At 73.0% G+C, this 12,816-nt stretch carries 11 protein-coding genes and 1 pseudogene; 6 read left to right on the forward strand and 6 right to left on the reverse strand.

The features are described from left to right. Positions 1–1,192, reverse strand: a 1,192-nt coding sequence (locus tag C3486_RS34590) for a uracil-xanthine permease family protein (protein ID WP_103836828.1), incomplete at its 3' end; no start/stop codon positions are given. A gap of 3 nt (positions 1,193–1,195) precedes the next feature. Next, a complete protein-coding gene (locus tag C3486_RS34595; protein WP_103836829.1) occupies positions 1,196–2,329 on the reverse strand; it encodes an arylsulfotransferase family protein in 1,134 nt (377 codons plus the stop codon). Positions 2,330–2,441: 112 nt separating this feature from the next. Here C3486_RS34595 and C3486_RS34600 point away from each other — a divergent pair, with 112 nt between their 5' ends. Then, the gene (locus tag C3486_RS34600) at positions 2,442–2,993 is read left to right on the forward strand and encodes a helix-turn-helix domain-containing protein (RefSeq protein WP_103836830.1); all 552 of its coding nucleotides are present in this window, start codon (positions 2,442–2,444) and stop codon (positions 2,991–2,993) included. A 33-nt stretch (positions 2,994–3,026) separates the two neighbouring features. Here the strand turns inward: C3486_RS34600 and C3486_RS34605 are convergent, their stop codons facing one another. From C3486_RS34605 to C3486_RS34615, 3 genes are all read right to left on the reverse strand, one after another. Beyond that, a complete protein-coding gene (locus tag C3486_RS34605; RefSeq protein WP_258053182.1) occupies positions 3,027–3,740 on the reverse strand; it encodes a gamma-glutamyl-gamma-aminobutyrate hydrolase family protein in 714 nt (237 codons plus the stop codon). An 80-nt stretch (positions 3,741–3,820) separates the two neighbouring features. Further along, entirely contained in the window at positions 3,821–5,290 is a 1,470-nt protein-coding gene (eat, locus tag C3486_RS34610) for an ethanolamine permease (RefSeq protein ID WP_103836832.1), read from the reverse strand. Between the two features lie 131 nt (positions 5,291–5,421). Then, a complete protein-coding gene (locus C3486_RS34615) occupies positions 5,422–6,156 on the reverse strand; it encodes a FadR/GntR family transcriptional regulator (RefSeq protein ID WP_103836833.1) in 735 nt (244 codons plus the stop codon). Positions 6,157–6,229: 73 nt separating this feature from the next. On the opposite strand from C3486_RS34615, the gene C3486_RS34620 reads away from it, so the two are divergent. From C3486_RS34620 to C3486_RS34640, 5 genes are all read left to right on the forward strand, one after another. Next, complete coding sequence (locus C3486_RS34620; RefSeq protein ID WP_103836834.1) at positions 6,230–7,597, forward strand: glutamine synthetase family protein; 1,368 nt, start codon at positions 6,230–6,232, stop codon at positions 7,595–7,597. A gap of 37 nt (positions 7,598–7,634) precedes the next feature. Continuing rightward, the gene (locus tag C3486_RS34625) at positions 7,635–9,035 is read left to right on the forward strand and encodes an aldehyde dehydrogenase (RefSeq protein ID WP_103836835.1); all 1,401 of its coding nucleotides are present in this window, start codon (positions 7,635–7,637) and stop codon (positions 9,033–9,035) included. A 1-nt stretch (position 9,036) separates the two neighbouring features. Then, positions 9,037–9,831: a 3-oxoacyl-ACP reductase gene (locus tag C3486_RS34630; RefSeq protein WP_103836836.1), complete on the forward strand. Its 795-nt coding sequence runs from the start codon at positions 9,037–9,039 to the stop codon at positions 9,829–9,831. Between the two features lie 108 nt (positions 9,832–9,939). Next, positions 9,940–11,241 (forward strand): hypothetical protein, encoded by a 1,302-nt coding sequence (locus C3486_RS34635; RefSeq protein WP_103836837.1) that lies wholly within the window; start codon positions 9,940–9,942, stop codon positions 11,239–11,241. A 29-nt stretch (positions 11,242–11,270) separates the two neighbouring features. Next, entirely contained in the window at positions 11,271–12,290 is a 1,020-nt protein-coding gene (locus C3486_RS34640; RefSeq protein WP_103836838.1) for a DUF2510 domain-containing protein, read from the forward strand. A gap of 37 nt (positions 12,291–12,327) precedes the next feature. Here the strand turns inward: C3486_RS34640 and C3486_RS34645 are convergent. Then, positions 12,328–12,816 (reverse strand): annotated as a pseudogene (locus tag C3486_RS34645) (amino acid deaminase/aldolase); the annotation flags it as partial.

The following is a 12,816-nucleotide window of genomic DNA, read 5'->3' on the forward strand; positions in this document are numbered from 1 at the left end:
GCGGGGTGTAGAGCTCGGGGGCCAGGACGGGGAGGAGGCCCGCGAGGAGGGTGAGGGCGACGATGGTGGTGACCGGGCCCTCGAAGGTGTCGGCGCGGCGGAGCATGCCGATGCCCATCGCGGCGATCACGGCGTAGATGATCAGCCCGGCGCCGCCCACGACCGGGGTCGGGAGCGCGGCCAGCAGCCGGGAGACCGGTGCGAGCAGGCCGGTCACGACGAGCAGCAGCCCGGCCCCCGCGGTGACGAAGCGGCTGCGGACGCGGGTGAGTTGGACGATGCCGATGTTCTCGGCGCTGGTCACCATGATGGAGGTGCCCAGCAGCCCGGCGGCGAGGGAGGTGAGCGCGTCGGCGCGTACCGTGCGCGGCACGTCGCGCGCCGGATCCGGAGCGCGGCCCACCGCCTCGCTGTTGAGGACCGTCTGCCCGGTGGCCTCGGCGAGCGAGGCGAGGGTGAAGACGACGAGGGGCACGGCGGCGAGCAGGTCGAAGTGCGGGACGCCGTACGGGAAGGGGTGGGGGAGGGCGAGGACCGGGCCGGCGGCCGGTACGGCGTGCGTGCCCGTACCGGTGAGGAGCGCGGCGGCCGTGCCGGCGGCGATGCCGGCCAGGACCGACATCTGCCGCCACACGCCGCGCAGCACCAGGTAGCACAGCGCGGTGCCGCCCATGGTGACCAGCGCGAGCCAGGTGTCGTGCCGGATCATCGGCGCCGTCACGTTCACCATGTTCACGCCGATCAGCAGCACGGTGGTGCCGAGCACGACCGGCGGGAAGAAGCGCACGATGCGGCGGTAGAGGGGCAGGACGGCGAGCAGGAAGGCGGCGGCGATCAGGACGGAGCCGGAGGCCGTGGCGGGGCCGTGCGCGGCCGCGGTCTGCAGGAAGATCGCCACGGCCGCGCCGCCCGGCAGCATCATGAACGGCAGCCGGGCGCCGATCCGCAGCACGCCGAAGGACTGGAGCAGTGCCCCCGCGCCGCACAGCACGAGCGTCGCGCTGAGCAGCGCGGCCGTGCGGGCGGGGGACAGCCGCAGCCCGGTGGCGATCAGGAACGCCGTGGAGACCGGGGCCGCGAGCATCGCGAGGACGTGCTGCGCGGCCAGCGGGAGGAGGCGGAGCAGCGGGAGCCGCTCATCCACCGGGTGTACGGCGGCCTCGGCGCGGGTGGTGCCGGCGGGGGCGGCCACGGCTCATCCCCGGACCGGCAGCCAGGGCAGTTCCTCGGCCCCGTACCGGTAGGCGCGGAACAGGGCGTTGTGCTGGGCCGGGAAGATCCGGCCGACCTCGGGCTCGCGGTAGCCGCCGAAGTGCGGCACGACGTACTCCCAGCAGAGGTAGCCGTCGGCGGTCACCTCGAAGATGCGGCCGGCGGGGGAGTCGCAGATCAGGGTGTTGCCGTTGGGGAGGCGCTGGGCGCTGCCCATGAAGGGCGCGAAGAACGCCTCGCGCGCCGGGTCGTGGTACTCCCAGACGATCTTCCCCGAGGTGCGGTCGACCTCGATGACACGGGAGAACGGCACGTCCCAGCCGGGCCGGAAGACGCCGTTGTCGAAGATCAGGATGTTGCCGTTGGCGAGCTCGGTGGGGTTGTGCTGCTGGGAGACGACGCCGGGCTCGGTGCGCCACAGGATCTCGCCGGTCTCCCGGCTGATGACGATGACGGCGGAGACGCTGCGCAGGCTGGCGAGGACGTTGCCGTCGGCGAGCGGGAGCACGGCGTTGATGAGGGGGTAGTGCTCGCGCGAGTAGTCGGGGTGGAGGGGGAATTCGTCGCGGTCGAGGTGGTCGGCGACGCGCCAGGACCACAGCTCCGTGCCGTCCGCGTCGACCTCCTTGATGGTGTCGGCCCAGACGACCGGCCCGTCGGCGGTGACCGGCTCGGAGCCGGCCACCCCGCCGCGCACCGCCGCCGCCGCGTCCCCGGTCAGCGGCTCCAGCGCGGTGTAGAGGATGCGTCCGTCGCCGTAGTGGTGCGCGTCGTGGTGCTGGAGCGGGTCGATGTGCTCGCGGACGACGGTGCCGTCGGGGGTGATCTCCTGCAGCACACCGCCGCGGTACTTGTGCCACATCGGGAACAGCGCTTCCTGGTCCGGCAGTACGCCGTTGTAGGCCAGGTTGCCGTTCGGGAGGATGCGGGCGTGCCGGCCGGGCCGGTACGGCAGGTTCCACTGGTGCACGACCTCGCCGCGCAGGTCGACGAGGTAGACCTCGCCGGTGCCGGTGAGCGGTGCGTAGAGCGTGTAGCCGGGGTACGCGGCCTCCTCGTCGAGCGCGAGCAGGCCGGTGCCGCGGCGGCGGCGTGTGTTTTGATCGACAGCGGTCATGGCGGGCTCTCCCTGCGTCAAACTTTGTTTGATGACGTCAAACAGGTTCGATGCTAGAGGCCCTTTGTGACAACGCTGTGAACGTGGCGATAAGGCGGAGAAGGAGTGCAGGATGGGTGAAGATCAGGAGGCGCCGCGGGTCGGCCGGGCGGTGCGGCGGCGCCGCCGCGCGCTGGACCTCACCCTCGCCGAGCTGGCCGGCCGCACCGGCCTGTCCAAGCCCTTCCTCAGCCAGGTCGAGAACGACCGGGCCCGCCCCAGCATGCGCTCGCTCCAGCGGATCGCCGACGCGCTGGAGACCACGGCGGTCCAGCTGCTCGGCGCGGCCGAGGACCGCCGGACCGTCGACGTGGTGCGCGCGGACGCGGCCGCGCTGGCGGACGGCGGGGCGGGCACGGTGCGCCCGCTGGTCCGCGGACAGCAGCAGCTGCACGCGCTGGAGTTCACCGGGGCCCACGACTGGGGCCGGGAGTTCCGGCACCCCAACGACGAGCTGCTGTACGTCGTCGAGGGCGCCGTGGAGGCCGAGGCCGAGGGCGAGCGGTACGAACTGCGCCGCGGCGACACCCTCTACTGCACGGGCGGCGTCACGCACCGCTGGCGCGCCCTGGAACCGGGCGCGCGGGTGCTCCTGGTGGGTGTCGCGGACGACATCGGGCTGTGAAGGCCCTTGTGCGTGCGCGTCGTTGACGGCGTGTCAGCGGTTCGCTGCCGCCACCAGGGCGCGCATCACGCGGAGGTCGTCGCCCGCCTCCGGGTGCCACTGCACGCCCAGCGCGAAGGCGTCCGCTTCCGGTGCCTCCACCGCCTCCACCGTGCCGTCCTCGGCGTACGCGGAGGCCAGCAGCCCCCGGCCGAGCCGGTCGACGGACTGGTGGTGGTAGGTCGGTACGGACACCGGCTCGGGCAGCGCGGCCGCGAGCAGGGTGTCCGGCACCGGCTTGATCTCGTGGCGGGCGAAGACGCCGGGCGGGCCGCCGTGCCCGTCCAGGTGCTGGTGGAGCGTGCCGCCCAGCGCGACGTTCAGCAGCTGCATGCCGCGGCAGATGCCCAGCAGGGGAGTGCCGGAGTCCAGCGCCGCGTTGATGAGCGCGAGTTCCCAGGCGTCGCGGGCGAGCGCCGCGGGACCGGTGCGCGGGTCGGTCTCCGCGCCGTACCGTGCCGGCCGTACGTCCGGGCCGCCCGCGATCACCACGCCGTCCAGCCGCGCGACGACGGCCGCGGCCGCTTCCCGCGCCTCGTCCCGGTCGAGGTCCGGCTCGTGCGGCGGCAGCAGGGCTGCGAGGCCGCCGGAGTGCTGGACGAGGCGGTGATAGCCGGCCGGCAGCAGCGCGGCGGGCAGCGTCCACACGCCCCAGCGGGCCTCGGCCTCCAGGTACGTGCTGACGCCGATGAGCGGCGGAATGGACACGGGGTGTCTCCTCGGGTCGGGAAGCGGTGCTGTCCGTCGTGGTCGCTCGACGTGACGTCGTCCTCGATCGCCGGACAGGCTCATTTTTCGAGTTCGGCCTCCGCCGCCGCCAGTGCGGCGAACTCCTCCTCCGGCGCCGCGGCCACCAGCCGGTGCCGTGAGTAGAGCGCGAAGTAGGCCAGCGCGACGGCGTACACGCCGAGCGCGATGAAGGCCGCCTCCTTGTCCACCAGGAACGTCGCCACCAGCGCGGAACAGGCCAGCACGAAGGCGACGGAGGAGGTCAGGACGCCGCCGGGGGTGCGGTACGGGCGCGGCAGCCCCGGCTCGCGGCGGCGCAGCACGAGGTGCGAGAGGGCCATCAGGGCGTACGAGATGGTGGCGCCGAAGACCGCCACGTTGAGCATCCGGGCGCCGTCGCCGGTGGCCGCGGCGAGCGCGAAGCCCAGCGCGCCGGGGACCAGGAGGCCGAGGTAGGGCGCCTTGCGGCGGCTGGTCAGGGAGAGGAAGCGGGGCAGGTAGCCGGCCCGGGAGAGGGCGAAGAGCTGCCGGGACCCGGCGTAGATGAGGGAGAAGAACGACGCGACCAGGCCCGCCAGTCCGGCGTAGTTGACGATGCGTGAGGCGACGGTGGGCTTGCCGTGCGGCTGCAGCGCCTGGACCAGCGGGTCGCCGACGGACTGGATCGCGGCGGCGCCGCGCGCCCCGGTCGCGGTGAGGAAGGTGACCAGCGCGAGCAGCAGCAGGACGCCGATCGCGGCGGCCATCGCGCGGGGCAGCGTACGGGCGGGGTCCCTGGTCTCCTCGGCGGCGAGCGGCACGCCCTCCACGCCGAGGAAGAACCACATGCCGAAGGGGAAAGCGGCCCAGATGCCGAGCAGCCCGAACGGCAGCCAGGAGGACGCGCCGAAGGCGTCCTTGTCGGCCGGGATGTCGTTCAGGCCGCTCACGTGGAAGTCGGTGGCGGCCGCGAGCGCGAAGACGACCAGCGCCGCGACCGCGACGGCCGTGACCACCAGGCTGAAGCGGAGCGCCTCGCCGACGCCCCACAGGTGGATGCCGATGAAGAGCACGAAGCAGGCGAGGTAGACCGGCCAGCCGGAGGTCAGCCCGAAGAGGCCGAGCGACTCGACGTAGTCACCGATGAAGATCGAGATGGCGGCGGGCGCGAGGATGTACTCGATGAGGATGGCGGTGCCGGTGAGGAAGCCGCCCCAGGTGCCCAGCGCCCGGCGCGCGAAGCCGTAGCCGCCGCCCGCGGTGGGCAGGACGGACGCCAGCTCCGCCAGCGCGAAGACCAGGCAGGTGTACATCAGGCCCATCAGCAGGGCCGCCACCGCCAGGCCGCCGAAGCCGCCCTGCGCGAGGCCGTTGTTCCAGCCGGAGAAGTCGCCGGAGACGACGTACGCCACGCCCAGGCCGGTCAGCAGCAGCGGTCCGGCGCTGCCCCGGCGCAGCGCGCGCTTCTCCAGGTAGGCGTCCTCGGGCGCGGCGGTCCCCGGCGCCGGGGGAGAGGGCGGTGCGGTGCGCGGTTCCGTGCTGTCGGCCATGAGCCGCTCCTGCCTCGGGGGGTAAAGGTTCAGCCGTACACCTTTGTGGGGCGGACGCGTCCGGGGCAAGACCCGTGCCGTAAAAGAACGGTTACGGTGCCGCGGGCGGAGCGCCGGCGCGCCCGGAACGGCTACGGCGCGGGCGGTGCCGTGAGGAAGCCGCGCAGCAGCGCCGCCGTACCGCAGCAGTGCTCCCGCATCACCTCGCGCGCCCCGTCCGCGTCACCCTCCAGCACGGCCTCCACCAGCGCCGTGTGCTGGGCCTGGGAATGCTCCAGGTTCCGCACCAGCAGCGGGATGCAGTCCAGCAGCTCGTTCACGGTCGCCCGGACGGCCGCGTACTGCGCGGCGAGCGTGGCCGAGCCGGACAGCTCCGCCAGCGTCAGGTGCAGCAGCGTGTCCCGCCGCCGGTAGTCGGCGAGCGGCGCGTCGTGGGTGGCGGCCAGCGCGGCGCGCAGCCGCTCGGCCTGCTCGCCGGCGAGCCCGTACCCCGCGCACAGCCCGGCGGCGCCCACCTCCAGCACCTCGCGGAACCGCAGCACGTCCTCCACATCGGTCTTCTCGATGCGGCGGCGCAGCTCGTCCTCGCCGGGCGTCTCCGCGCGCTCCCGTACGAACGTGCCGCCGTACCGCCCGCGTCTGCTCACCACCAGGCCCTCGTCCTGCAGCACCTTCAGCACCTCGCGCAGGGTGACCCGGCTGATCTGCAGCCGCTCGGCCAGCTCGCGCTCGGCGGGCAGCCGGCCGCCCTGCGGGACCAGGCCCAGCCGCACGATCTGGAGTATCTGCTCCAGTGCCTCCTCGAAGCCGTTGCCCGCCCGCACCGGGCGCAGCACCGGCGCCAGCCGGTCCGCCGCTCCGTCCACCGCAACCCCTTCCCAACCAATGGTTCGTGTGCCTACCTTATGACCTCCGGACGCAGCGACAGGAGGCACCACCGTGGCAGACCGCACGCCCCCGCTCTCGGTCGAGGAGCTGAGAAGGCTCGTCGACGCCGGAGAGATCGACACTGTCGTCCTCGCCTTCACCGACATGCAAGGCAGGCTCCAGGGCAAGCGGTTCGCCGCCCGCTTCTTCCTCGACGACGTCCTGGCCCACGGCTCGGAGGGCTGCAACTACCTGCTCGCCGTGGACGTCGACCTCAACACCGTCGACGGCTACGCGATGTCCTCCTGGGAGCGCGGCTACGGCGACTTCTGCATGCACGGCGACACCGCCACGCTCCGCCGCACGCCCTGGAGCCCCGGCACCGCGCTGCTCACCGCCGACCTCGCCTGGCACGACGGCAGCCCCGTCGCCGCCTCCCCGCGGCAGATCCTCCGCCGCCAGCTCGACCGCCTCGCCGAGCACGGCTGGCGCGCGTACGCCGGCACCGAGCTGGAGTTCATGGTCTTCCGGGACACGTACGAGGACGCGTGGCGGCGCGGCTACCGCGACATGCACCCGGCCAACCTCTACAACGTCGACTACTCCGTGCTCGGCACCAGCCGCGTCGAGCCCCTGCTCCGCCGCATCCGCAACGAGATGGGCGCCGCCGGGATGACCGTGGAGTCCGCCAAGGGCGAGTGCAACCTCGGCCAGCACGAGATCGCCTTCCGCTACGACGAGGCCCTCACCACCTGCGACCAGCACGCCGTCTACAAGACGGGCGCCAAGGAGATCGCGGCCCAGGAGGGCATGGCGCTCACCTTCATGGCCAAGTACGACGAGCGCGAGGGCAACTCCTGCCACATCCACCTCTCGCTGCGCGACGAGGACGGCGCCCCCGTGCTGGCCGACCCGGACGGCGAGTACGGCATGTCCCCGCTGATGCGGCACTTCCTCGCCGGACAGATCGCCGCGATGCGCGACTTCACGCTGCTCTACGCGCCGAACATCAACTCCTACAAGCGCTTCCGGCCCGGCTCCTTCGCGCCCACCGCCGTCGCCTGGGGCCCGGACAACCGCACCTGCGCCCTCCGCGTCATCGGCCACGGCCACGCCCACCGCCTGGAGAACCGCCTCCCCGGCGGCGACGTGAACCCCTACCTCGCGGTGGCCGGCATGGTCGCGGCCGGGCTGTACGGCATCGAGCACAAGCTGGAGCTGCCGGATGCCTGTACCGGCAACGCCTACGCGGGCGACGCGGAGCACGTCCCCACCACCCTCCGCGAGGCCGCCGACCTGTGGGAGCGGAGCCCCATCGCGCGCGCCGCCTTCGGCGACGAGGTCGTCGCGCACTACCTCCACATGGCCCGTGTCGAGCTGGACGCCTACGACTCCGCCGTGACCGACTGGGAGCGGTACCGCTCCTTCGAACGCATGTAACGCCACCACGCAGGTAACGCACGTAAGGACCCGTCACTTGCCTTCCGCGTACGAGACATCCGCCGGGACAGGGCCCGCCGAGCACCGGATCCTGAACCCGGCCACCGAAGAGGTCATCGCGACCGTCCCGGCCACCACTCCCGATCAGGTCGACGCCGCCGTGGCACGGGCCGCGAAGGCCCAGGCGCAGTGGGCGGCGCTCGCCCCCGGCGACCGCGCCCGGCTGCTGCGCCGCTTCGCCGCCGCCGTCGACACCCACCTCGAAGAACTCGCCCAGCTGGAGGTGCGCGAGGCGGGCCACCCGGTCGGCAACGCCCGCTGGGAGGCCGGCAACGCCCGCGACCTGCTCGAGTACGCCGCCGGCGGCATCGAGCGGCTGACCGGCGCCCAGATCCCGGTGGCCGGCGGCCTGAACCTCACGCTCCACGAACCGCTCGGCGTCGTCGCCGTCATCGCGCCGTGGAACTTCCCGATGCCCATCGCCGCCTGGGGCACCGCACCGGCCCTCGCCGCGGGCAACGCCGTCCTCCTCAAGCCCGCCGAGACCACCCCGCTCACCGCCCTCCGCCTCGCCGAACTGGGCCTCGCGGCCGGCCTGCCCGAAGGGCTCTTCCAGGTCCTGCCCGGCGCCGGGCCCGTCGCGGGCAACGCGCTCGTCGAGCACCCCGGCGTCGCCAAGGTCGTCTTCACCGGCTCCACCGGCGTCGGCAAACAGATCATGGCCAAGTGCGCCGACGGGGTGAAGCGGGTGACCCTCGAACTCGGCGGCAAGAGCCCCAACATCGTCTTCGCCGACGCCGACGTCGAGAAGGCCGCCGCCGCGGCCCCCGGCTCCTTCCTCGACAACACCGGACAGGACTGCTGCGCCCGCAGCCGCATCCTCGTCCAGGCTTCCGTGTACGACCGCTTCCTGGAGCTGCTGGAGCCCGCGGTCAAGGCCGTCACCGTCGGCGACCCGGCCGACCCCGCCACCGGCATGGGCCCGCTGATCTCCGCGGCCCAGCGCGACCGCGTACGGTCCTACGTCCCCGACGGCGCCCCCGTCGCCATCCGCGGCGAGGCCCCCGAGGGCAAGGGCTTCTGGTACCCGGCGACCGTCCTGGAGGGCCGCCCGGAGGACCGCGCGGCCACCGAGGAGATCTTCGGCCCGGTCGCCGTCGTGCTGCCCTTCGAGGACGAGGCCGAGGCCGTACGGCTCGCCAACGCCACCGACTACGGCCTCTCCGGCTCGATCTGGACCCGCGACGTCGGCCGCGCGCTGCGCGTCTCCGGCGCCGTCGCCGCCGGCAACCTCTCCGTCAACTCGCACAGCAGCGTCCGCTACTGGACCCCCTTCGGCGGCTACAAGCAGTCCGGGCTCGGCCGGGAGCTGGGCCCCGGCGCGCTGGCCGCCTTCACCGAGACCAAGAACGTCTTCATCAGCACCGAGGAGCAGTGACGTGACCGACCAGACCGCTGAGACCCCCGTGTGCCGCCGGCTCGTCGGCCGGACCGCCGTGATCACCGGAGCCGGCAGCGGCATCGGCCTGGCCACGGCCCGCCGCCTCGCCTCCGAGGGCGCCAACGTCGTCTGCGCCGACATCGACGAGACCGCCGGCAAGGCCGCGGCCGCCGAGGTCGGCGGCCTCTTCGTCCAGGTCGACGTCACCGACGAGGGCCAGGTCGAGGCGCTGTTCAAGACCGCGTACGACACCTACGGCTCGGTCGACGTGGCCTTCAACAACGCCGGCATCTCGCCGCCCGAGGACGACTCCATCCTCACCACCGGGCTGGACGCCTGGAAGCGGGTACAGGAGGTCAACCTCACCTCCGTCTACCTGTGCTGCAAGTACGCCCTCCCGTACATGCGGCGCCAGGGCAAGGGCTCCATCATCAACACCGCCTCCTTCGTCGCCGTCATGGGCGCCGCCACCTCCCAGATCAGCTACACCGCCTCCAAGGGCGGCGTGCTGTCGATGTCCCGCGAGCTGGGCGTGCAGTTCGCCCGCGAGGGCATCCGGGTGAACGCGCTCTGCCCCGGGCCCGTCAACACCCCGCTGCTGAAGGAGCTGTTCGCCAAGGACCCGGAGCGCGCCGCGCGCCGGCTGGTGCACGTGCCGGTGGGCCGGTTCGCCGAGCCCGAGGAGATGGCCGCCGCGGTCGCCTTCCTCGCCAGCGACGACTCCTCCTTCGTCAACGCGGCCGAATTCCTGGTGGACGGGGGAATCGCCGGGGCGTACGTCACGCCGGTGTAAGCACCGTGTAAGAGCCACGGGTATGGTTTCCCGATCATGACCGGGCCGGCGGCCCCGCGCCGCCGGCCCGGACGGGCCCGCCCCGGCCCGCACCGTCAAGGAGGACGTATGCGCATCCGGCCCACCCTCGCGCCTGCCCTGGCCCTGGCCGTCACCGCCACCCTGGCCGCCGCCGTGCCCGCCACCGCGACGCCGGCGGCCCCCGCCACCGGACGGGCGAGCTGCCCGCAGCTGTCGAAGAGCCTGAAGTGGTACGGCACCAACCGCGACAAGCTCCAGCGCACCATCGACGAACGCGGCGTGTGCTCCCACCCCGAACTGGCGCACGGCCACGGGCAGCGCCCGGTCGCCGCCTTCGACTGGGACAACACCATCACCAAGAACGACGTCACCGACGCGACGCTCGTCTGGTCCCTGCAGCACGACAAGCTCCTCCGCCCGGCCCACTGGCGCGACACCAGCAAGTGGCTGACCCCCGAGGCGGACCGCGCCCTCACCAAGGCGTGCGGCACCGACGTGCCCGTCGGCGCGCCCCTGAAGACCTCCACCAACACCGCCTGCGCCGACGAGATCTTCGCCATCCGTGACGAGGCGAAGACCGCGGGCGGCGCCGAGGCGTTCGCCGGCACCTGGAACCACCGCCGCACGGTCCCGCAGTACGCCTGGATCCCGCAGCTGTTCGCCGGCCACACCGTCCCCGAGCTGCGCTCCTACGCCGCCGCCGCGCGCAAGCGCGCCCTCGCGGCGCCGATCGGCAGCGAGGACAAGGTCGGCAGCCACACCGTGCCCCGCTACGTGCGCTACTACGACCAGCAGCGCGACCTGGTCCGCACCCTCCAGCGCGCCGGCTTCGACGTCTACATCGTCTCCGCCGGGTCCGAGCCCGTCACCGAGGTCTGGTCGGCCGGCATCGGCATCGACAAGAAGCACACCATCGCCATCCGCAGCGTCCTCGACAAGCAGGGCCGCATCACCTACGAGAACGAGGGCTGCGGCGGCGTCGGCACCAACAAGGGCGAGGCCATCCCGTACGTCGACGGCAAGCGCTGCTGGGTCAACCAGGACATCTTCGGCATCAAGGGCGCCAAGGCCTGGCAGCAGCAGGACTTCACCCACCGCATCGCGCTGGGCGGCGGCGACGCGGACACCGACGTCACCTTCGTCGGCGACGCCACCGGCGCGCACCTCGTGCTGAACCGCAACAAGAACGAGGCGATGTGCCGCGCCTACGACAACGCCGACGGCCGCTGGGTGGTCAACCCCATGTTCATCGAGCCGCTGCCGCGCAAGTCCGGCACGTACCCCTGCGCCACCGCCGCGTACATCAAGCCCGGGGGCGGCTTCGGCCCGGTCCGCCGCGCCGACGGCAGCGTGGTGCCCGACCAGCGGGACAGTGTGTACGGCGGCTGATTCCGCGCCATAAAGTGTCCGGCGTGAGCATGACGACACCGCCGGGCTGGTACCCAGACCCGGGACACACAGGCAACGGACCGGCCCCCGAACGCTGGTGGGACGGCTCGGCGTGGACCGGACAGACCCGCCCGGCACAGGCCGCACCGGCGGCGTACGGCTCTCCGCAGCAAGGGACGCCCGAAGGGTACGGATACCCGCAGCAGCAGGCGCCGGGGGCCTACGGGTACCCGCAACAGCAAGGCGGTTACGGATACCCGCAGGCCGCACCGGGCGGCTTCGGCCCCGCACAGCCGGGCGGCCCCGGCCAGGACGGCGGCAGGAAGCGCGGCCCGGTGATCGCGGCGATCGTGGGCGCCGTGGTCGTCGTGGCCGCCGTCGGCGTCGGCCTCGCCGTCACGCTCGGCGGCGGTGACGCGCCGCACGACGACCCCAAACCCGCGCCGACCGCGACGGCGAGTGCGAGCGACAGCCCCTCGCCCGAGCCCAGCACCGGCTCGGCGGCGCCCGGCCCGGTGCCCACCGACGACGAGAAGACCCTCGTCGACGGCCTGAACAGCATCGCCATCCCGGTCCTCGACGGCTGGCACAAGGACGACTTCGGCCGGGACACCGACATGTACATCGGCCCGTACGAGTGCAAGGGCGACGCCACCGAGCAGTGCATGCGCGGCAAGGTGCTCTCCGAGACCGCCGCCGGCTTTGCCGAGACCACCGCCAAGGGCATCGCCAAGGCCGACATCGAGAAGAACGTCGAGGAGACCTACGGCAAGGGCCAGTACGACGAGAAGGACCACTACGGCGGCATCGAGAACCACGAGGAACTGAAGTCGGAGAAGGTGACCGTCGCGGGCCAGCAGGGCTACCTGGTGCGCTGGAAGGTCACCAACAAGAAGGGCGCCGACGGCATCGCGCAGTCCGTCGCCTTCCCCTCGCCCGGCGGCTCCGGCTCGATGGTCGTCGTCCGCTTCAACTTCGACGTCGGCGGCCAGGCCCCGCCGCTCGCCGACATGGACAAGATCCTCGAAGGGATCAAGCCCACCGCGTGAGCCGTACGGGGCGGCCCGGCGCCGCCCCGTACCCCGCCTACAGGAACGTCTGCCCCTCGCCCCGGTACGTCGGCACGGTCGCCACCACCCGGTCCCCGTCCACCAGCCGCAGCGCGTCGAACCGCTCGCACAGCTCACCGGCCTTCGCGTGCCGGAACCACACCTTGTCGCCCACCCGCAGCCGGTCGGCCGCCGCGCCCAGCAGCGGCGTCTGCACCTCGCCGGCCCCCTCCTGCGGGTCGTACGCCAGACCTGCCGGAAGATACGGCTCCGGCAGCCGGTCGGCGCCCGCAGCGCCCGACGCCGGATAGCCGCCGCCCAGCACCGTCACCGCACCGGGCCCCGGCCTGCGCACCACTGGCTGCGCGAACAGCGCGGCGGGCCGCCCGCTGAACGAACGGAAGTTGTCGAACAGCCGCGGCACGTACAGTCCCGACCCGGCCGCCACCTCCGTGACCGCAGCCTCCGCAGCGGTGTGCTGCACGCTGCCCGTCCCGCCGCCGTTCACGAACTCCAGGTCCGGCGC

Origin of the sequence: Streptomyces sp. Ru73 (assembly GCF_002920575.1) — a bacterium.
Taxonomy (GTDB): domain Bacteria; phylum Actinomycetota; class Actinomycetes; order Streptomycetales; family Streptomycetaceae; genus Streptomyces.

Excerpts from the sequence above, each read along its gene's own strand:
- C3486_RS34595 (WP_103836829.1), bottom strand. The coding sequence starts at position 2,329 with ATGACCGCTGTCGATCAAAACACACGCCGCCGCCGCGGCACCGGCCTG.
- C3486_RS34600 (WP_103836830.1), top strand. The coding sequence starts at position 2,442 with ATGGGTGAAGATCAGGAGGCGCCGCGGGTCGGCCGGGCGGTGCGGCGG.
- eat (WP_103836832.1), bottom strand. The coding sequence starts at position 5,290 with ATGGCCGACAGCACGGAACCGCGCACCGCACCGCCCTCTCCCCCGGCG.
- C3486_RS34635 (WP_103836837.1), top strand. The coding sequence starts at position 9,940 with ATGCGCATCCGGCCCACCCTCGCGCCTGCCCTGGCCCTGGCCGTCACC.
- C3486_RS34640 (WP_103836838.1), top strand. The coding sequence starts at position 11,271 with ATGACGACACCGCCGGGCTGGTACCCAGACCCGGGACACACAGGCAAC.